The sequence below is a fragment of the Yoonia vestfoldensis genome, from assembly GCF_002158905.1.
GTDB lineage: Bacteria > Pseudomonadota > Alphaproteobacteria > Rhodobacterales > Rhodobacteraceae > Yoonia > Yoonia vestfoldensis_B.
The window spans coordinates 2,377,317-2,397,315 of the sequence record NZ_CP021431.1 but is presented as its reverse complement, the minus strand read 5'-3'; the positions used below and the strand labels follow the sequence as shown (position 1 = coordinate 2,397,315).

At 49.8% G+C, this 19,999-nt stretch carries 24 protein-coding genes; 16 read left to right on the top strand and 8 right to left on the bottom strand.

All coding sequences use genetic code 11. The annotated features are described in order from the left end of the window. The first annotated feature begins 143 nt into the window (after positions 1-143). Positions 144-854, top strand: coding sequence for a hypothetical protein (locus LOKVESSMR4R_RS20200; protein ID WP_157898203.1), 711 nt, complete (start codon positions 144-146; stop codon positions 852-854). Positions 855-1,166: 312 nt separating this feature from the next. Here LOKVESSMR4R_RS20200 and LOKVESSMR4R_RS20195 read toward each other — a convergent pair whose 3' ends face one another. The 3 genes from LOKVESSMR4R_RS20195 to LOKVESSMR4R_RS11970 all read right to left on the bottom strand — a co-directional run bounded on the left by LOKVESSMR4R_RS20195 (position 1,167) and on the right by LOKVESSMR4R_RS11970 (position 2,785). Continuing rightward, on the bottom strand, positions 1,167-1,592 hold the full coding sequence (locus tag LOKVESSMR4R_RS20195) for a hypothetical protein (RefSeq protein WP_157898202.1): 426 nt from the start codon (positions 1,590-1,592) through the stop codon (positions 1,167-1,169). 117 nt (positions 1,593-1,709) lie between these two features. After that, entirely contained in the window at positions 1,710-1,979 is a 270-nt protein-coding gene (locus LOKVESSMR4R_RS11975) for a hypothetical protein (RefSeq protein WP_087208696.1), read from the bottom strand. Positions 1,980-2,002: 23 nt separating this feature from the next. Beyond that, positions 2,003-2,785, bottom strand: coding sequence for a hypothetical protein (locus LOKVESSMR4R_RS11970; protein WP_087208693.1), 783 nt, complete (start codon positions 2,783-2,785; stop codon positions 2,003-2,005). A gap of 114 nt (positions 2,786-2,899) precedes the next feature. On the opposite strand from LOKVESSMR4R_RS11970, the gene LOKVESSMR4R_RS11965 reads away from it, so the two are divergent. From LOKVESSMR4R_RS11965 to LOKVESSMR4R_RS11955, 3 genes are all read left to right on the top strand, one after another. Next, a complete protein-coding gene (locus LOKVESSMR4R_RS11965) occupies positions 2,900-3,715 on the top strand; it encodes a hypothetical protein (RefSeq protein ID WP_157898201.1) in 816 nt (271 codons plus the stop codon). An 11-nt stretch (positions 3,716-3,726) separates the two neighbouring features. After that, positions 3,727-4,410: an AAA family ATPase gene (locus LOKVESSMR4R_RS11960; RefSeq protein WP_087208688.1), complete on the top strand. Its 684-nt coding sequence runs from the start codon at positions 3,727-3,729 to the stop codon at positions 4,408-4,410. 141 nt (positions 4,411-4,551) lie between these two features. After that, positions 4,552-4,920, top strand: a complete 369-nt coding sequence (locus LOKVESSMR4R_RS11955; protein WP_087208686.1) for a hypothetical protein — start codon at positions 4,552-4,554, stop codon at positions 4,918-4,920. 449 nt (positions 4,921-5,369) lie between these two features. Here the strand turns inward: LOKVESSMR4R_RS11955 and LOKVESSMR4R_RS20190 are convergent, their stop codons facing one another. Then, the gene (locus LOKVESSMR4R_RS20190) at positions 5,370-5,687 is read right to left on the bottom strand and encodes a DUF6626 family protein (protein WP_157898200.1); all 318 of its coding nucleotides are present in this window, start codon (positions 5,685-5,687) and stop codon (positions 5,370-5,372) included. Positions 5,688-5,770: 83 nt separating this feature from the next. Here LOKVESSMR4R_RS20190 and LOKVESSMR4R_RS11945 point away from each other — a divergent pair, with 83 nt between their 5' ends. Both LOKVESSMR4R_RS11945 and LOKVESSMR4R_RS11940 read left to right on the top strand, forming a co-directional pair. Then, the gene (locus tag LOKVESSMR4R_RS11945; RefSeq protein WP_087208683.1) at positions 5,771-6,094 is read left to right on the top strand and encodes a DUF3768 domain-containing protein; all 324 of its coding nucleotides are present in this window, start codon (positions 5,771-5,773) and stop codon (positions 6,092-6,094) included. Positions 6,095-7,017: 923 nt separating this feature from the next. After that, positions 7,018-7,590 carry a tyrosine-type recombinase/integrase gene (locus tag LOKVESSMR4R_RS11940; protein WP_087213136.1) on the top strand — a complete coding sequence of 191 codons (573 nt, stop codon included), beginning with the start codon at positions 7,018-7,020 and terminating at the stop codon, positions 7,588-7,590. Positions 7,591-7,647: 57 nt separating this feature from the next. On the opposite strand, the gene LOKVESSMR4R_RS11935 is transcribed toward LOKVESSMR4R_RS11940, so the two are convergent. The 4 genes from LOKVESSMR4R_RS11935 to LOKVESSMR4R_RS11920 form a co-directional block, all read right to left on the bottom strand. Next, positions 7,648-8,127, bottom strand: a complete 480-nt coding sequence (locus LOKVESSMR4R_RS11935; protein ID WP_087208681.1) for a hypothetical protein — start codon at positions 8,125-8,127, stop codon at positions 7,648-7,650. A 34-nt stretch (positions 8,128-8,161) separates the two neighbouring features. Beyond that, entirely contained in the window at positions 8,162-8,464 is a 303-nt protein-coding gene (locus tag LOKVESSMR4R_RS11930; RefSeq protein WP_087208680.1) for a type II toxin-antitoxin system RelE/ParE family toxin, read from the bottom strand. After that, the gene (locus tag LOKVESSMR4R_RS11925) at positions 8,464-8,703 is read right to left on the bottom strand and encodes a type II toxin-antitoxin system ParD family antitoxin (RefSeq protein ID WP_087208678.1); all 240 of its coding nucleotides are present in this window, start codon (positions 8,701-8,703) and stop codon (positions 8,464-8,466) included. Before LOKVESSMR4R_RS11925 ends, LOKVESSMR4R_RS11930 begins: the two co-directional genes overlap by 1 nt. A 219-nt stretch (positions 8,704-8,922) precedes the next feature. Continuing rightward, a complete protein-coding gene (locus tag LOKVESSMR4R_RS11920; RefSeq protein WP_087208676.1) occupies positions 8,923-10,077 on the bottom strand; it encodes a site-specific integrase in 1,155 nt (384 codons plus the stop codon). Between the two features lie 196 nt (positions 10,078-10,273). Between LOKVESSMR4R_RS11920 and LOKVESSMR4R_RS11915 the strand changes: the two genes are divergently transcribed. From LOKVESSMR4R_RS11915 to LOKVESSMR4R_RS11870, 10 genes are all read left to right on the top strand, one after another. Then, positions 10,274-12,559 (top strand): beta strand repeat-containing protein, encoded by a 2,286-nt coding sequence (locus LOKVESSMR4R_RS11915; RefSeq protein ID WP_087208673.1) that lies wholly within the window; start codon positions 10,274-10,276, stop codon positions 12,557-12,559. A 307-nt stretch (positions 12,560-12,866) separates the two neighbouring features. Beyond that, positions 12,867-13,292 (top strand): tetratricopeptide repeat protein, encoded by a 426-nt coding sequence (locus LOKVESSMR4R_RS11910; protein WP_087208671.1) that lies wholly within the window; start codon positions 12,867-12,869, stop codon positions 13,290-13,292. Next, a complete protein-coding gene (locus LOKVESSMR4R_RS11905; RefSeq protein ID WP_162290729.1) occupies positions 13,214-14,422 on the top strand; it encodes a tetratricopeptide repeat protein in 1,209 nt (402 codons plus the stop codon). Before LOKVESSMR4R_RS11910 ends, LOKVESSMR4R_RS11905 begins: the two co-directional genes overlap by 79 nt. Before the next feature lie 4 nt (positions 14,423-14,426). Then, positions 14,427-15,092: a class I SAM-dependent methyltransferase gene (locus LOKVESSMR4R_RS11900; RefSeq protein ID WP_087208666.1), complete on the top strand. Its 666-nt coding sequence runs from the start codon at positions 14,427-14,429 to the stop codon at positions 15,090-15,092. Between the two features lie 74 nt (positions 15,093-15,166). Continuing rightward, the gene (locus LOKVESSMR4R_RS11895; RefSeq protein WP_087208664.1) at positions 15,167-16,048 is read left to right on the top strand and encodes a SapC family protein; all 882 of its coding nucleotides are present in this window, start codon (positions 15,167-15,169) and stop codon (positions 16,046-16,048) included. A gap of 62 nt (positions 16,049-16,110) precedes the next feature. Then, positions 16,111-16,314 (top strand): DUF6447 family protein, encoded by a 204-nt coding sequence (locus LOKVESSMR4R_RS11890; RefSeq protein WP_087208662.1) that lies wholly within the window; start codon positions 16,111-16,113, stop codon positions 16,312-16,314. Positions 16,315-16,364: 50 nt separating this feature from the next. Then, positions 16,365-16,562: a DUF6447 family protein gene (locus LOKVESSMR4R_RS11885; protein ID WP_087208660.1), complete on the top strand. Its 198-nt coding sequence runs from the start codon at positions 16,365-16,367 to the stop codon at positions 16,560-16,562. Between the two features lie 4 nt (positions 16,563-16,566). Further along, on the top strand, positions 16,567-16,848 hold the full coding sequence (locus tag LOKVESSMR4R_RS11880; protein WP_087208659.1) for a hypothetical protein: 282 nt from the start codon (positions 16,567-16,569) through the stop codon (positions 16,846-16,848). 160 nt (positions 16,849-17,008) lie between these two features. Beyond that, the gene (locus tag LOKVESSMR4R_RS20185; RefSeq protein WP_157898198.1) at positions 17,009-17,719 is read left to right on the top strand and encodes a hypothetical protein; all 711 of its coding nucleotides are present in this window, start codon (positions 17,009-17,011) and stop codon (positions 17,717-17,719) included. A gap of 418 nt (positions 17,720-18,137) precedes the next feature. Then, on the top strand, positions 18,138-19,568 hold the full coding sequence (locus LOKVESSMR4R_RS11870; protein ID WP_087208655.1) for a hypothetical protein: 1,431 nt from the start codon (positions 18,138-18,140) through the stop codon (positions 19,566-19,568). Positions 19,569-19,999: the final 431 nt, after the last annotated feature.

The following is a 19,999-nucleotide window of genomic DNA, read 5'->3' as shown; positions in this document are numbered from 1 at the left end:
ACGATCTTATCATTGTGTGTGGTAATTAGTTCAATACGCCCATCTACCTTAGATAGCTGCTTGCAAACCGATAACTTGCACCATGATTGGCATGTTTCCTGCAAAGCAAGGCGTAACAAGCAATTGATCGTGGGGAATTTCGGATGGATATCGCAGCAAGTGTTGATCGTTTGATTTCAACCCTTGAGACCTTCAAGGCGTCGACACCAACTGTTCCAAATAGCCAGCAACGCTCTGAGTTTGATGCACTGTTTTCTGACGCTTTGTCGAAACTTGACCAGCCTAATGTGGTGCCAGTCGCAGTGAACGCGGCTGACATTGATAACGCACCCGTTACCTTTCAGCCAAACGCGGTTTCTTTTGCAGCGTTTCAGGCGGCGGATTGGTTGGTTGATAGCCAAAGCGATGCAACAGCCGCACGACCAAACATGAAAGAATTCATGGATGCCACCGGTGCATCCGCAGCAAACGCCAGCGAGCTTCTTTATGGTGTGATCGGCAGCAACGCTGACCTGCGTGATTGGTCAAAGATCATGTCATCTGGCAACCCGATAGATGCGGCACGTGCGGCGACAAGGCAGCTTTATAACAGCGACAAAGAATATGCGTTGGTCAATCATGCGGATTACGGCACTGTGCGGTTCGTTGACACGTTGGCCGAAAGCTCACTGAGTTCGAAAACCGTGTTGAGCCGTTCAGGTAACTTCGCAGATATTGCCACAGGGGCCGATACGCGCACCACGATGGCTGTATCCAGCACCGGTCTCTTGCTGCGCGGAGCTGGGTCTACGCAGGAACAGATTGAACGCACAGCATGGCTGTTTGGTTTCGATGCGCCTGAGGCTGCTGCGTAAACGTGTTTTTTAGATCATCGGAGGAGGGTGAGTTGGGCATTAAACCTCACCGTTCTCAATCGCGTTGCGGTGTGGGTAACTAGCGATTTAGTGTGGAGTACGCCCAACATCTACCAAAACCATTTGATACCTGCATCGCTATGCCAGTCCGCCGTTTGTGCAACGGATCATTGGTCCAGCACTATCCATCACAAAAACCCGCTAAAAGCCCACACACAGCGCGCTGTTGGCGTTGTCCGCTACACTGACCACCTACAGGGACTGTGGCACGGCTGTACGCGCAGCACAGCGCGTGTTTGACGCCAGTGGGTATTAGACCCCAACCAGTTTGATACGCGCAGTTTCCAAAATCCGGATAAACGCACCTACGTGCAGCCGCCAGTAATCTTCACCCAAACGTTTATCAGAGCGTTGTGGTTCAGTTGGGGATGTGGGCTTCGTTGCGCCTGTTAGCCCAAGTAACTCAAGCTCGTCAGGTGCAAGCTGGCAGCGAGTGAACACTGTCTGCGCAGTAGGTTGCCAAGCCAACGTAGCAAATATCTGCCGTTTCTCCGCTCCACGTGGTGTTGTCCAATAGGCCCAAAGCCTCATGTCACCGCCATCTTTACGGGTGTACTTTACGGCTGTGTCATTGCGGCGCTCGAAATGAGCAGCAACTGTTTCAAAAAAGCCTTTCGCTGCGTGTGGTGCGCTGTTGAGCCGACGGATGAATATTTGACGCTTTTCTTCTTCGTTCATTACGGTTTACCCCTTCTATGCAACACAACGAGGTTAGCGCATGGCTGATAAACAGCAATAGGCACACAACAGCAGTTCAGCTTCGCCGTCAGGCTTGTGCAGGTTAAAGCTGGCTCACTATTCGTCAAACAAAGTGTTGAATGTAGTGGAGAGAATTTGAAACTCAGCCTTGCCAAAATGTCGTTCGAAAAATTCAAGTTCCGTCTTTTTGAGCTGAAAGGTGCTGCCACATTTTGCACAGCGTGAACTGTATACCTGCTTGTCGCTTTCAACATTGTCCAAGTAGTCTTTAGACGCTGTGATTGTGATGTGCGCCCCGCATTCGCCCAGAGAGCAACCCATACGCTTTTCAAAACGCTGAATGCGTTGTTCGGTTTTCTTGTCCATAGCTACGCTCACCCTCTGCTGCTCTATTTTGGAAACACACCAAAAGCAGTATTTTGAATCATCGTTTTAGCGTCTTTGACATGGCGGGCAACAATTGCGCTGACCACGCGTCGTTCATCAACACCGTCCAGCGCTGCTCTAAGTTTGTCGCGCTGTTGGTAGTCCAGCTTTGCCAACTCTGCCACGTCCCAGTTTGAGATTTTGCGCCCCTCAGCAGCAGCACTGCTGCGTATGTCATATACGGCAAAGGTCTTTTTCAACGAATGTGCCTGTACAGCATGGCTGAGGCGGTAGCGCGCTTGACTGAACTTGGGGTTACGCACCTGTCGCCCGCGCTTCAACTCGCCCATGTGCTGCTTGAGAATTTGGTCAATTCTCTTGTCGATGTGTTTGCGCTGCCGTGTGACGTTGACTGCAATCATCACTGTGTCGTTGCAGCTCAATGCTGATGTCGCCTGTTCTATACCGTCAACAACACTTACGGCTGCTGTGTTCAAGGGCTCAGCGAACAGATACACGCCACGCTGCTCAATCGTGTTAACACGATTTAGCCACCATTGAGTGAATGCGAGGTAGCGACAGCCATCATAGCGTGTGTCGCCAAAATCCTCGTACACTTTGAGCATTCGCGCGTCTGCGCTGTGTGTGGTTTGCTTCTCTGCCATCTGCTCACACAGCTGTGCATAGTCTGTGTTCAGTGTGAGCGCATACCACCACCAAAAATATGGGCTTGCTTCAATCTTCCAATGCGTGGGGTTTTTGTAGCTCCCAAAAGTTGGGTAGGGCGAATGAAAAAATCGCAGCATGTGTTAACATCCATCAACGTTTATAAAGCTGGCCGGTCCCGTTAACGCCCACCTTAGCGTATTCTGTATATGTTGCTGATGATGGCAACGCAAATCAACATAACAGGATATAAAATGACAAACGCAACTCATAAACTCACCACTTCTATCGTCGCATCTTTCAAAGAGCGTGTTAACACGATTACTCAAGACCGCCGCTCATGGCAAGACACACAGTTCAAAACAGCCAACGACGCGCTGTATGAACTGCTGGCAGAAATCTACGCACTTTATGATGATAGCAAAGGTGCCACTGCCGCTGATGAAGCAAAGCGTGACTGGCTGTTGCAGCAGTGCTCAAAGCGTAATCTAACGCTCAACAAAAATCCGTCGTTCATTCAGCTTCTCGTCAAACTTGTGTTCTGCGACACTGACACAGACAGCCGTCGCATCAGCAGCTACACACGTGTGCTCACAGCGGCCGCACAAAGCAGCGAGGTGATGGTAGCAGCGGATGTACCCGTGTTTATCAGCAAATACGGCGGGGTTGAAGAAATCCGCGCATCGCTTGCCAAAAACACCAAAACGCCCAAACAACGCGCAGACACAGGACGCAGCATCGCGCTGAACGGCAAATCACTTGCGGAGGTGATGGTAGACAGCACCAAGCACAACGCTGCAACACTCAAAGGCAGCATTGTTCTGCTGGTGGGCGTGGTCACTGCAAAAGGCACGGTGGACGTGCGGCACGTGTGCTTCGAATTATCGCCGTCAGACAAGGTGTGCGCAGCAAAAACAGCTGTCAGTGCAGCACTCAGCAACGTCTACACCAACCACAGCAAGCAAACCAAAGCGGTCGCTAAAAAGGTGTCGGAAGAGCACGCTATCGCCGCCAAAAATGCGCGTGCGATGGCGGTCGACAGCACTACAGAAATCAAAGCAGCAGCATAAGGGGAACACACATGCTTATTACAAATCCACAAACAACAGCCGACATGATTTTTGCAGACAGCACCAGCGAAACGCTGGTCAAAGCCCTCATCAACCAAACACTGCCTTTTCCAATAGCAGGCAAAAGCGCAGTGATGTTGTACGGTACATTTGGCAGCGGCAAGACAACCTATGCATCTATTTTTTGCGAGGACTTTGAGCGGCAACGCAGCAATGGCAAAGGCGAGCTAGCAGTTGAATTTGTGTCCTGTGACAGCACAGAAAACATCACTCAAATACTCAAGCGCTGCGAAAGCATTCGGGAGTTAGTATCCTTCAATGAAAGCAATCTACACTACTTCATCTTTGACGAGGTGGACAATTTAACGCCAGAAGCTCAGCGCAAACTCAAAGCTTTTCTCAATAATAAAAACATCGTGTGCGTGCTCACAACAAACTACGTGGACAAAGTGGACGATGGCGTCAAAAGCCGCTGTCATATGATAAACTTCAACGCAACTCAAACCTCAAACTACTTGCCACGGGTCAAACAAATCATTCGTCAAAATAATTTGCCCATGCCAAGTGATGCGGAGTTGTTGGAAAAGATTGACAATGCAGATGGGGACTGGCGCGATATTGTGCCCTACGTCATGTATCTGTGTAATTCTATACGACCTAATCCGCCAAAGCAGCACAAGTTCAAGGTGGTATAAGCTTACAAATTCTTCATGTGCGAGCGTAAGAAAAATTAAGCCATATTCCGCCCGTGTTAATCACAGTCCTCAGTTCAAGCTCGGTGGCTACCTTGATGCGGGCGGAAACGGAAACAATCACCATATACAAAGGATAATGATATGAACCTTATTAAGCAAGCATACTCTTTGGGCGACGAACAAAAGCGGCGGGCGAAGCAGATTTATAAAAAGGCTCTGTACAGGACAGCGCAGAGTTTTGGCAACTGGAGTGCAAACAACGCACATACGCAGTTGAGTGTCGAATTTGGCGAGCTCTGGGTGCTGTATGTTGAAGGCGGAAAATTTGACAGTGAAGCAGTGCGTCGGGCCAATAATGCGTTCAACTATGCTAATCTTGAGCTAGGATCGGATGGGAAGATATTCAACACAGCGAAGGAGGTTGTGAGTGAGGCTGATTTTGCAGCGGCGCAATTCTTTTGGTTAAAGCGTTCAGCTCGTGAATTCGACGCTATCCTCACAAATGCATAACAAAATGAAGGCTGCTGCGTTCTGCGGCAGCCTTCTACACATAGCCTCTCCGCCATTGTTTCAACCGATAACGTAGCGTACCTCAACCCGAAGATTTGTATGTGTTTTGAGCTGTTTATCACACAATTCGTGTTAACACGTTTTTTGTGTCAATTGAGTTTGACGTGTTTGGTCAGCTTAAATCATCTGGCTTTGGTTCGTTGAACGGGCGTGGCTTTGAGCTCTTCTTTGGCGCTGGTGGCTTTGACTTCTTGGGCTTGGGTATGGGCAGCGGTTTGGGCTTGGGGTGGTGTCTACATACAGCCTCGCCCACAACGTCATTTATCCGCATTGTGCCCACCTGTGGCGATGTGGTGATGCAAAATCACCAGCCCAAATGTGTAAGTACTGGCCCCTAAGATTTTGCACAGCAGATCTTTTCCCGCGCAAAACCCATTTCGCCAAACTGTTCACGCTGTGACCCTGCGCCACTTGCGCTCTGCCTGCGCAAACAAGCTGTGTTCACACAATCGCTTGAGGCGTGCGAACTCCTGTGCGTGATGGCGGTGATGGCTTTGCGTGCTGTTGCTGAGTTCAATTGCGTAATGCCCCAGTTTGCTGGCAAGCGTGGCAAGGGCATCTGCGCTGGCATCGATGTGGTTGATTTTGAGTGTGCGCAGATAGCACTCACTTTTGCACAACCAGCGTTCACAGAACTCGCGCTCGCTGTTGACGGCGTTCAAGTGCAGCAGGCTGTCGCGTACTTCGCGTAGGGTTTGTTGGCTCATGGGCTTCTCCTTGTGGCAGTATTTATCACGCACGCAGAATTCGGTCGTCCAACGCTGTAAGTGACCATATTGCTTGTGCTGTGATGAAGTGCAAAACCACCCGCATACGAGACCTCAATGACCGTGCACGCCAGAGCTTTGCTGAGTGCCGAGTGCACCTCACCCCCGCTGTGCGCGACCATGACAGCCTCAATCAGATACTGCATGATGTTCAGCACTACAGCAGTTTCACCACAGACAATGATCCCTATAACGAACATGACTTTGGCTCATTTGCCGTTGAAGATGACGTGGTGTTTTGGAAATGGGATTATTACGACTGTGACCTGCAGTATCACTCACCTGACCCAGCTGACCCAAACGTCACCTGTCGTGTGCTGACCATCATGTTCGTGGACGAATACTGACATCATCTTGTGATGTGAGCTGTGGCTTTGTTCTGTGCTCAATCCATAGTTTGGCCACTACGATCATCATCGCTTTGCTAAAGAACTCAAACGCATGTGATATCTTGTATGATGTTCAGCGACATCAACTGCGTTTCTGTCGAAGCTTCAGCTCTGCTTCGCTTTTGTTCTTCGTCTTTGATTTGTTTTATCTTCTTTTGATCTAATATTTTCTTTGATTATTTTTTCTTTGACATTGCAAGGAGCAGTCAGATCAACGCCTATAAAGGCGTCGATCTAAAAACTGCGCACCACAATATCCATTGCACGTCGCAGTCAGACTGTATCACTGAACCAAATTGGAAGAGCAGGTTTTGCTATCATCTCTATTACCAGCGTATCATACACACATATAGGACCTATACAGTCAGGCACTCCTATATGACGATGGGTCTCGTTGCCGAGGTTGTCGTCCATCTCACTTGCAAGCAGCACTGAACACGTCAGCGCTGCCTTATTAACCGCACACCATTACGACAATCAAAGCTGAGGGCAGACCGAACATTTGCGTCTCTACAGCTTACGGCATCCCACCAGACGATGGGGTAGTTGATTGAAGCAGATAACGAGCAATCCGTTTGCGTACCGTCTCACATCAGAACGGGTTTGCAGCACTATCATAATCGGCGTGCCAGCCTTGATCTCGTTTGTATTGCCTGTGCTGCCTGTTCTTGCCTGTTCTTGCCTTACAAGTTTATTTATCAACTTGCGCAAAAAAGCGGCTCAAATGCGATCAAAATAAAATCTCAGAGAATATGTATTCTATGACATTTTCGCATAACTGTTTGAAATCGAACAACTCAACTATCACTGTCTAAGTGGTTGCTCAAACCGAATATCAGACTTTAGCGTAATACACAGCAAACATGATATTTGAGGGCAAGATGGCACAAGCAGCAACACTCAGTGACGCACAAATCAAACGCGCGCTGCGCTGGTGCCAAACACGCAGGTATGTGACACGTGATACAACCATACTGCTGTTCAGCATCTACACAGGGCTGCGCGCCAAAGAATTGGCAGCACTGTGTGTGGGCGACGTGTACGATGAGGAAGGCATACCACGTACACAGTTCACGCTGCGTGCTGAACAAACCAAAGGTGCGCGGGCGCGTACCGTGTTCATCAATGGTGCACTGGCAGCGCAACTGCTGCGTTATGCTGCGTGGCGCAACATCAAGCCGTCACTCTGCACAGCAGCACTGTTCCGCAGTCAAAAGGGCAACCATTTCTCAGCCAACACCATGTGTCAGCTGTTTCTCAATATCTACAAGGCATGTGGGCTCAGTGACGCAAGCAGCCATTCGGGGCGCAGAACCTTCATAACACGACTGGCGAACAAGGGCGTGGGTGTGCGTGTGTTGGCAGCTTTGGCAGGTCACAGCTCAATCGCTGTCACGCAACGCTACATTGATGTGAACGACGCACAGCTGGCCAGTGCTGTGGAGCTACTTTAATGTGCCCCTAGAAATGCGCCTTACAAGACGCATTCCTCAAGAGCCGTTTTGCGTCAATTAGGATAGCACAATTTCTACTGCACGAGCCAACTTGCGTAGATAAGTGATATCACCAACTGGTAAATCATATTTCGCTTTCAGCTGAGCTATTTTCGCCCGATGCAAGGTACGCTCAACCAGTTTTGCTTCGGTATCAAGCTCACGGAACCATTTGATGTGAGATTTATCAGCGCCAGCAAAGCTCAACTGCTGCGCTTCACTCAATGAGCGATCGAACAACATAGCCAGTGGAATGCCTTGCTCACAAACGAAGTCCAGTGCCTCCATCTCAAAGTTGAGTATTTTGACTGGTGGATCCAACCGAGCATCACTCATCAGTTCTGCGTTATAGCGCATGTCGCGTCGCACACGTTCGCGCATAACCATGCGTAACGTGTCAAGTTCTTTGGCAGCTTCATGGCTGTCTAGCCCTTTTTCAGCGAACTTCTTAAACAAATCCGCAATAGCAGGTGTGAGCATCGTTGCGATGTCGACCATTTCTGTTCCTTCTTATGTTGTTGAAAGATGACGACTAGTGGGTGGATGATATGTGTCGAGGAATATCCATTGCCTCATGCAAGATGCGAACGATTAGCAATTTATCCTCAGTTTTCTCAAATATGATTAGGTGCCGCCCAACAGTACTTTGCTTCAAATTGCGTTGACCATGCAGCACAGGCTTGCAGAATGCTGCGTTCTGCGCAATCTTTTTGACGTGCTGCTTTAACTGTTCTGAGTATTTTTGAGCTTGTGGTTTGCCCCAAGTATGAATGGTGTAGCTGAATATATTCTTCAAATCCTGCCGTGCAGCATTCGTAAACTGGATTTGCGTCATCAGGCTTCAGCAGCCGCTTCAGCGAACAATTCATCCCAGTCAAATGCTTCACTGATACCACTGGCATAGCCTTCTTCGATGGCATCGTTCAGGCGCTGAACAGCTGCCTGCCGTTCCTCAAAAATACGTAGCGCATCACGCACAACCTCACTGGCCGTGCCATAACGCCCTGTCTGCACCTGCTGAGATATCAGCTGGTCAAAGTGCTCACCCAGAATAATCGACGTTGCCTTGCCCATAGTATCCTCCATATATGAGCAAATAATATGTTCGTGCTCTCTACACGTCAAGCACCTGTCTCCGCACTCAGCCAACCTCATGTTACTCAAAGGCAATGACAGACGGCAGGGTGGTGGCAGTGGTGCTGGTTCTCGTGTTGGCGCTTGTGCCCATTCAGCTGTGACACAGAAATCGTGTTAACACGATTTGTTCTCCTAATGCGCTAGTCACCCCGCAACTCAAGCCTGTGCGTCATCATCGCTGCGGAACTGCACATAATCCCCAGCTGTGTTGGCAGCACTGAGCAGGCGCTCTTGGCTGAGATGGCTGTAGCGCTGCGTCATGCTGACATTCGCGTGTCCCAGCAGCTTTTGTACGTCATAGATGCTACAGCCTGCATTAACGAGAAAGCTGGCAAAGCTGTGGCGTAGGTCATGCATTCGTACCTCTCCCAAGCCTGCTGCTGTGCGTGCCGTGTGCCAAGAATGATAGATTGAACGAAAGGGCTTGAGCGTTTTGGGATTGGGAAACACCCAGTCACAGTCTGCATAGCGTGGCACCTGTGCCAACAGCGTCAACACTGCATCACTCAATGGCACATGTCGTTCGCGCCCGCTTTTGGTGAAAGGAATGCGCCAGAAACGGCGCTCATAATCCATGTCCTGCCACTGTGCGTCCAACACCTCGCGCTTGCGTGCCCCCGTCAACAACAACATGGGCACGATATACTGCAGCTGCGGATTGACACTGTGCGCGATGGCAGTGAGCAAGGTTTGGGTTTCAGCGCGGTTGAGGTAGCGTTCTCTGTGCTGCTTACTCTGCTTGATGGTGTAGCGGTCAGTGGGGTTGTGCTCAATGCCCGCAACTTCCCACCGCTTGGCCAAGTTGAACATATAGCGGGTCAACACATACAGCCGATACTGGCTGCCTGTGGACAGCTTCACAGCAGCAACTGTCATCAGCCGCGTCACATCATCATAGCCCACTGCGGCGAGAGCTGTTTTGCCAATCACTGGCGCAACATGTGTGCGATACACGCTGACATCTGTGTCCCAGCTGCGCTTGTAGGTTTTCACATAGGGCAGATAGCTGAGGTAGAAGAAATCATCTGTGGTGATTTTGCACACAGGTTCTGACACACCCATAACAACTTGGCTGCGTGCCTGCTCACACAGCTGCCGTGCCTGTGCTGGCGATACATCAGCAGCATTGGCCAGTTTGCACAGCCGTTGCTTGCCCTGTGCGTCACGGTAACTGAGATAATATGTTTTGCCGCCCGTTGAGCGCACTTCCACGCACAGCCCTCTGCACACCGTGTCCCGCACAAACAGTCTCGCTGTGGCTTTGGTGCAGCTCAGCTTGTCCACGAATTGTTTGGTGAATTTCTGCTTCATCAACAGCCCTTCCGTTGCACCTGTTGTGTGCGGTCTATCCGTGGTTTTGGACAAGAAAATTCAGCCTCGGTGTTGGCATAGACTATGTCATCTGCTGCAGATCGAACACATCTACACTGCTGAATTCATTCAGTAATTTCGACTTACACAATGCGATCTGTAGTGCATTTAGCGCACCTGTTGTGAAACATACGCTATGTCAGGTAGATTTTTCACTGCTCAAACAGCTGGTTTTTCACACAGTTTCAAAAGGTTAGCGTTTCGCCAAACTAATACGCTCACTACAGCTATCGATGCCCTGACGGGTACCGCTGGTGACGATACATTCACTGGCCTTGCGACAACGTTCTCGGCAGCTGACACGATCAATGGTGGTGCTGGTACCGACACTCTAACGGTTGTTATCGCAGGCAGCGTGACACCGGCTTTGACATCAATTGAGAACGTGATTTTCACAGCAACCGCCGCTGCAACAGTTAACTTGGCCGGCTCAACTGACCTGGAGACTGTTAAGTCGATCGGCAGCACTGCTGCAGTGACGATCTCTGGCATTGCTACCTCAGATGCTGTGACAATCCAAAACACGACAGCCGCACACACGCTGACATACTCGTCCGTAACTGGTTCTGCTGATGCCGCAACGGTTGCAGTGAACAACTACGTATCGGGCGGCGCAGTTGACGCAGTTGACGCAGTTGCGCAAGTAAACACATATACCATTGACGATTTGGCGACGGCTGCAACTGGGCTTGCAACTCTTGTAATAAACGTTGGCACTACGACTTCTACGATTTCGGTTGCAGCTAACGCTGATGCAGACGCTATCGCAACTTCTTTTGCCGCAGCCATCAACAATGCGGCCGGAGCTACTATTGCCGTCGCAGGAACAGCCACTGGCTCCGATCAATCAGTGACAGTAACAGCTCCGACTGCTGGTACTGCACTGCCAGCAATTACGTTCGGAGCAGTTACGGGTGGCATCACGACGCCTACAGTAGCATTCACAACGGCAAACGTGGTTGGTGTCGATGGAACCGATGCGGGAACACTTACAGTTGCTGGTATTGAAACTCTGACAATTAATAGTACTAGTGCGGAAAGCACAGTCGCGTTGACTTCCGCAGCCGCGACGACACTCAACGTTACTGGTTCTGCAGACTTGACGCTGTCGTCGGCACTTGCCGCAGTTACCACAACTGTGGATGCAAGCACATTTACGGGTGATTTGACGGTTGACCATTCTGTGAACGCGGCGGTGGTTACAATCACGGGCGGCACAGGAGCGGATACGATTGTTCTGGGTGCAACATATGTTGGTGGTGCAAGTGGTTCTACTCGCGACATCATCAACGGTGGCGCAGGGCGTGATACGTTGACGTTGACTTCTGCGGTGGCTAACACATCCGTAAATCAAGCTAACGTCACCAATGTTGAGATCATCCGTATCTCGGATGCAGTTGCTAACAACATCGATTTGACGAAGTTCGCTTCGGCCGACACGCTTCGCGTGGACTCTACCATTGGTGCAGCAACATTTACATTCAACAGCGGAAGCAATTTCATCGTACCGACTGGTGCTGCTGGAAACGCGGCACGTAGCTTTGTTGTTGCTGGCACCGGGACAGCTGATGCGCTTACTATCACTGGTGTTGCGGGAACAAACCTCGGGACAACTGCACAAACCTTCACCGGCATTGAGACCCTCAATGTAGCCACTGGTACTGCCGGAACCGGCGATTTCACCTTCGGTGGTGCAGTTACGATGACTGCAACGGCTGGCGGTACTGCGAAAATCGTCGCGACGGGTGGGAATAGCCTTCTGCTTGCTGGGGCAGTAACAGCGTCAGAGGTCGATGCAGCTGGCCTTACTGGTTCGGCGCTGTTGAACATGACAGGTGGCAGCATGGCGGGTGCGGCCCGTATTACAGGTACCGGTAATAACGATATCATCATCGGTTCTGCAGGTGCTGATGTAATCAACGCTGGTGCTGGCAATGATACTATCACTGGTGGTGCTGGAAACGATGTCATCAATGGTGGTGATGGCACCGATACAATCACTGGTGGAACTGGTTCTGACACCATGACTGGTGGTGCGGGTGTTGACACCTTCGCGTTCGCAAAGGGTCATACCGGTGGTGCTGACGGCGCAGTGGTTGCAGATGTCATTACTGACTTTGTGGTTGGTACAGATAAGTTGCAGTTCACAGGTGTGACTGAAGTTGTGTCGGCTGAGCAAGCCGCCGTTCAAGCGGCAGTTACTGCTTTGGCCGCAGGTTCATCGGAAACAGCCATTGTTAACGCCATGCTAACAGCGAACGCTACGGCTGATGGTGTTTCTTTCGCTACATTTGGCGGTGATACCTACGTGTTGTTGGAAGGAGCTGCGGCTGGTAATACATTTGTCCTTGCAGAAGATGTGTTTATTAAGCTGGAAGGTGTAACGACGTTGCCACTTTTTGCAAACGATGTGATTGCGTAACCTGTAATAAATACAGATCAAGATTTACCTACCCCTTCTTGGGGTAGGTATCACCAATAAAATATTGATCTCACCAAGCATCAAGTTTGATGTTGAAGCCGCCGGTGCCACTGGGCATTCATTTGCCGCCAAACGCATTGGGCACCGCTGGATTCTGAGTTTGGTTCTCTCATGGTAAGGTAAAGCCCTGTACGCAAGTGCGGGGTTTTTGGCAGAAAATATTTATTCTTATTAATTGAATACACTGGTATACTAGATTCTCCTGTTTATAGAATAAAACTACTCATACTATTAGGAATTTGGTGCCTTGGACGTATCCCAACTTGTAAATAAATACCAAAAGGCGCAAGCGCTACATCAAGCTGGTAACTTATATTCTGCTTTAGCTTTATATGAAGAGATTTTGATATCTGCACCGTTACATGCGGATACAAATCATTATGCTGGTGTATGTCTTTATCAACTGGGGCATTATGATGCAGCTTATGAAAAAGTTTCAAAAGCGATCTCACTAAACCCAAACAACCCAGTTCAATTAAATCACCTTGCGCTAATCTATATTGAAAAGGGAAAAATTAAAGAGGCTGAAATGCTTCTCAGTGACGCAAGGAAATTAGACCCTACTTATTTAGATGCGTTGGCTAACCTTGGAATGTGCAGGATTGCACAGATAAATATAAAGATGCTCTTGAGCTGCTTGAAGAAGTTGATGCACAGCGACCAGGCGACGTAAATGTCATTAACAATATTGGATTGGTGTATTTAGCGCTTGGTCAGGCGAATGAGGCAAAGAAACACTTTGAGCGCGGAAATATTCTGTCACCATCAAATGTATCTGTGACAAATAATCTCGCACGAGCCTTGTTCGATCTCGAATGCATTGAACCTGCGACTGAAATTCTAACAAGGTTAGTCGACGAGGGTTTTGCAACAGCCGAAACATATTATTTTCTTCACTCAGCGATAATGAAGCGTGGAAATGACATAGCATTTATCAAACATGCTTACGATATGAAGCCGTTAGATGATGGTATCGCTTCAGCGTATGCGACGGCCCTATGGGGACAAGATGAATGCCACACCGCACGTCAAATATTTCTGGATTGTTGTGAAATAATCCAAAACAAAGAATTCTTACAGACTGAACCGTCACCGAAAAGGGTGTCATTTAATCCTGAGGATGCTGTAATAGCTCTTATCGATTTGAAGAAGGTGCTTGAGCCGATTAGCGGTAACTATTGGCTTGATTTCGGAACACTCCTTGGGTTCATCCGCGAGGGTGGTCCGTTAAAACATGATAAGGATGCCGACATCGGCGTGAGTGGTAATATCGATCGCACCGCTCTGACGCAATTAATAAAGAATTCAATAATTTTCGACTTGCATCCTAAGTCAAGTTTAGATGAGCAGAAGATTCATTATTCTTTCTCTATTGTTCACAAGAAGCTAGGTATTTTGATTGATATATTTTTCTACAACCAGAACAGAGATGGTTCTTTTGCATGTGGGTTTTGGAAACACCCAGTCCCTGTAACGTGGTCGTTTGATAACATTCCCAGATTAGGAAAAATAACCGTAGACGGGAATGACTTTCCGGTGCCTGATGATCCGTCCAAGCACCTTGAGAAGATTTATGGGCCGAATTGGATGGTTCCAGATAAGCTTTTTGATACTGTTTTGTCGGCACACAATTTATGTCGGAGCTCCTTGGAAACTTCGACGCTATTTGGGCTGCAGCGGTTAATTAACAGCGTTCGGACTGGTCGTATCGAAAAGGCAATATACTACTTAGATGTTATCCAGGGCTTCGATGCCAACTTGCCACTTAAAGAACTGAAGCTAAGGCTTCAAAAGGAATTATAGCACCATGTCGTCTCTTGAAAATAATGACTTTTGGGCTTCTTTTTATAGAGGCAAGGAGGTTGGTTTTCCACCTTCGTCATTCTCAAAATTCGTGGGTGCTCAGTTTCTTAGTACCACTGATGCCGTTTTGGAGTTGGGTTGTGGCGATGGTCGAGATGCAATTCATCTCTCAAGGTTTGCAGATCGGTATGTTGGCATTGATCTTTGCACTGACGCTATTAATTTTGCCCAGCGATCATGTGAGGGTTCACCATTGGCGGCGGTTAGGTCGGCACCGATTTTTGTAACTGGAGATGTTGTTTCAAATCTTGAACGTTTGCTCAGTGAGCATAATATCAATTTTGTTTATTCTCGTTTTTTTATTCACTCTATATCAGCGATTGAGCAGCAACGTGTTTTGGAGATCCTTGCGTCGTCATTGCGCCTAGGAAGTTGCTTTGCTTTTGAATTTAGAACTTTGAACGATCCGTTATTTGATCGCGGTGAGATTATTGATGAGAATATCAAGTTTACTGATCACATGAGGCGATTTATAAACTTTACAGATTTTGTCCAAGATCTTGTTTCATCTGGTGTGTGGAATGTTGAGTACTCTGAAGAATCGAGAGGCTGGTCCAAGTTGGGCGATGATGATCCCGTTCTGGGGCGCGTCGTAGCTCGGAAAGTATAAATACAGTCTTATAAGTATTGTTCAATCCCAGTGCGCAAGTGCGGGGTTTTTCCGTAAACAACGTCAGGAACACCATGCCCCGCTATGAGTTGATCACCAAATCCGGCTTTGCCGCGCAGGCCTGGCGGAGAGTTGACAGCTATGCCTTTGCCGCCACGGATGCCGTGGCCCCCTTGGTGGTACAAGAGCTAGCGAAAGCTTGCGTGAGCCTGCCCATCGCGTTCATCCGGCAGAACGATGTGTTTGTCCCACATGCCGTGCAGGGGCTGGAACCCGGCCGCAACCTGTTCGTGGTCAACGGCAAATGGGTCGCGCCCTACACCCCCGCCGCCTATCGCGGGTATCCGTTCGCACTGGCGCAGGGCGATGGCGATGATCTTCATCTTTGCGTGGACATGGACAGCGGGCTGGTGGGCGCGGGCGAGGGTTTCGACCAGCCGTTTTTTGACGACGCGGGCGAGGCCGCGCAACCGGTCAAGGACGCGCTGAATTTTCTGCAGCAGATCCACCGCAACCGCGCCGTGACCCAACGGGTCTGCGCCGCACTGGCCGCCGAAGACCTGTTCCAGCCCTGGCCCCTGAAAGTCCAAGGCCCCGACGGCGAACGCCGCATCGACGGCCTGTTCCGCATCGACGAGGCCTGTTTGAACAGCCTTGATGCCGACGCACTTCATCGCGTCCAACAAGCCGGTGGTCTGCCTGTGGCTTATTGCCAATTAATCAGTATGTCGAATATCCAAACCCTGGGCCTGATTCAGCGCAAGCTGGCGGAGGTCAAAACACGGATGCCAGAGATGTCGGATCAAATCGATGTTGACGGGATATTGCAGCGGCACAAATCGTCATTGCCGGAACAGGATCTGGCACCAGCCGAAAACGACAATGTCGTGAATATTGCCGCAGACGAGGGCGATTTCGATCTGTCAGCGTTTGTGAAGCCGAGGCAAAACGATTAAACAAAGGCACAGCGCGGCTGCCACCCAGCCCCGTAGAATTATCAAAGAATTGAGAGTGAATAATGACCGAAACCAAAGCCGCCACCATCACTATCGACGACAAGACCTATGATCTGGCCGATTTGACCGAGGCTGCTCGTGCTCATGTTGCGAACATCCAGTTCGTCGATGCGCAAATCCAGCAGTTGAACAACGAATGGGCGGTCTGCGATACGGCTCGGATGGCCTACGAGGCAGCTTTCAAGCGCGAGTTGGCAAAGACCTAAACCGGCAAAACGCGCACTGAATACATACATTGACCGATAGAAAGACTACCATGCCAAAAATAACCGTAGACGGTACCGAATACGACACCGAAAAGCTCAGCGTGAATGGCAAGGCCCAATTGGCCAGCCTGCAATTCCTCGAAGTGCAGATGCAAAAGCTGAAAAACGAAATTGCGGTCTATCAGACAGCCCGTGCTGGTTACGCCGCCGCTCTGAAAAGCGAGCTTGCAAAGATTGAGGCAGCGTAACGCCATGAACGCAATCACCGCCTCAATACTGGCTGTCGGCATGATTGGGGCGGCAGCATTTCTGTCGTCCTATTCACCGATGGCCGTTGCCCAGACCCAGCCTGCACCAGATACCAGTACTGTATTGAACACCGGTACCGATGCGCTGCTGACCATGCCGCTGCTGGCGGACAAAGGCTGGTTCATCCACGCCTATGGCGGGCGTGTGAGAGCATGTACCGCGGATGGTGCCAGTGTCGCAGGCGAAAGACCCGCGCCAAAGTGTTCGCAGTGGAGTGAATACTGATCATCGCACCGTCACGCACGATCTTGTCATTGTGTGCGGTACTTAGATCATTACGCCCATCTAGCTTAGATAGCTGCTCGCAAACCGATAACTTGCACCATGATTGGCATGTTTCCTGCAGAGCAGGGCGTAACAGGCAATTGATCGTGGGGAATTTCGGATGGACATCGCAGCAAGTGTTGATCGTTTGATTTCAACCCTTGAGACCTTCAAGGCGTCCACACCAAGTGTTCCAAATAGCCAGCAACGCTCTGAGTTTGATGCACTGTTTTCTGACGCTTTGTCGAAACTTGACCAGCCTAATGTGGTACCGGTCGCAGTGAACGCGGCTGACATTGATAACACACCCGTTACCTTTCAGCCAAACGCTGTTTCTTTTGCAGCGTTTCAGACGGCGGATTGGTTGGTTGATAGCCAAAGCGATGCAACAGCCGCACGACCAAACATGAAAGAATTCATGGATGCCACCGGTGCATCCGCAGCAAACGCCAGCGAGCTTCTTTATGGTGTGATTGGCAGCAACGCTGACCTGCGTGATTGGTCAAAGATCATGTCATCTGGCAACCCGATAGATGCGGCACGTGCGGCGACAAGGCAGCTTTATAACAGTGACAAAGAATATGCGCTGGTTAATCATGCTGATTACGGCACTGTGCGCTTCGCCGACACGTTGGCCGAAAGCTCACTGAGTTCGAAAACCGTGTTGAGCCGTTCAGGTAACTTCGCGGATATTGCCACAGGGGCCGATACGCGCACCACGATGGCTGTATCCAGCACCGGTCTCTTGCTGCGCGGAGCTGGGTCTACGCAGGAACAGATTGAACGCACAGCATGGCTGTTTGGGTTCGATGCGCCTGAGGCTGTTGCCTAAGAAAATTTAAATCTGATATTATAATGCCTGCGCTGGTCTTAAGATGCGCAGATAACCAGATCTGGCTGAATATGCGTTTCCGGTAACAGGGGGGGGCAACTGCCAGGTGGGGGGGTACACCGATGTCGTACTCAAGCCCGCCCCAAGTTTGAGTATTGAAGACTGTCAACCAAGTCTGATTAGCCCAGTTCAATACTCCAATTTGTTGGTAAAAATAGCCTTGCCTGATGGGGATAAAGAGGCTGTTTTTTGAAACGGGATTATTGATATGTGACAATGGGTTAATGCCGATATCGTCGACAGTATAGTAATAAGCCCCCTTCCTCCTCTTCCCCCCTCTCTCTTTCTTGCCAAGCTTATCGTCAGCGTTAACCCATCTTTGCTTGCACACAGGCATGGTTCATTCCATTTATGGGCAATGGCAAACATTCCTGATGACCTGTCATATCGGCTTGGCCTCAAGCGCGAATATGTCGATCAGCCTGAAGGGTTGAAGACGAACAGTCGTCAATGGACGCCAACACTGCCTTTGGACAAAACCACCTTGTCACGGCTGCATAAGGCAGCGGATGTCCTTTATGACCGATTGATCGCATCAGATGTTGTTCGGCAGCATATTGATCAGCAGACCTGCGTGTTTGGCGACGATAAAGTCCGAGGCGTGATCAAGCCGTTCAAACCAACCCGCAGGTATCACGATGTCAGGGTGATCGTTGCGTTGCTGAACAATATGTCAGAATTGGCGTCTCGTCCGACTTTTCCGCTCAAGACTGGTCACCGTGACCACAAATACCAATCGGTGCCGTTGAACAACAAAGTTCAGCACCAGGCTCAATTGGCGTCATTGCTGTATGCGTTGGTTGTGTTTGATGGTGGCTGGATACGCATGACCCCTGGCAGATTTGTAACTGAGACCGCCAAAGGTCTCGTCACCCGTATTGAGCCAATGACACCGATGTTGGATTTCTTAACAGAGCATCGCCTGGTTCCCGTTCGTCTGCAAAAGACGCCAGTAAAGGCAGATTTGGATACGCCTGTACTGCGTGTGAAGCCCGAAGGTAGGGCGGCAAAGGCTGAGGCGCTCTTGCGTCCAGTATCAGCCTCAGAAGCTGTATTGCCGTTACTGAATGTGGATCTGGCAAAGCAAAAGCTGTCCGTACATCTGCCCGATTATGCGACGTACAAGTCATACTGGTCCTATGAAGACCATCGGCTGAAATTCCAGATGTCTGGCAAGCAAACGTTGTACCGTCAGTTCCAAGGTGAAGATGGCCGCGGTGGTCGATTATATGGCCATTTCGTGCAGCAAATGCCTGCCAAGATCCGTCGCTATTTGCGCATCAATCGGATGGCTGTGGTTGAGGTGGATTATTCCAACTATCACTTGCGTATTTTGTACGCGCTGGCGGGTCGCAAGCTGCCTGAGCATGATGCCTACGCCAATATGTTCGGGGAACGGGATCTGTTTAAAATGGTCCTGACAAAATCAATGGGATGCGCCACTGCAGAAGAGACAAAGCGTTCGATAGACTACGCACTGAGAGCGGCCAACAAAACTGATCTGGCAACGGGTGATCTGCTGTACGATACGTTTTGGTCTGCACATGAGGATCTGTGCCCGCACAAAGATCACAGCACCAAAGCGATCTGGCCGCAGACCAACCTGGTTGATTCCGAGATCGCATTGCATGTGCTGCGATTGCTCTATGACGATGGGATATGCGCCATTCCCGTTCATGACAGCTTCATCGTACAGGATCGATACCGCGACCAACTGAAAGCCGCGATGATGTTGGCATGGTCGGCACGGTTTCCAAATGCGGAGATAGCGATGAAGGAAATACCCTGAGGCGCATATTGACGTCTGGCTGCGTTTAAGGCCCGTATTATGGGGCTTTTGCTTGTGTTGGCTACCCTTGTGACCAAACCGAGTTCGATGGCCCTAATATGGCGTTTAAACGGCGGGAGATCGTGTCTGTGTGTCGATACGGTTGGCTTTGAGGTGATGAGGTTTGCATGACAGCTTGCCGAGATCGATTGCCTCTCTTCTGAAAGTGGTCGCACCCAGTTGCCTTTTGCGATGACAATGGCACCCGTGATCGTCTATGGTGTTCCGGTAAAACCTGAGACAATAATGCTCCCCCATCGGCAAGTGATCGCAGGGCGTGTTTTTAGAATCGTACAGCCGCTCTGGATATTTGGTATGCGTGTGTAGCCAAAATCGGCTTGTAGCCGATTCTGTGGAAAAACACCGTGTTGCTGGTGCAGAAATTAGCGGTC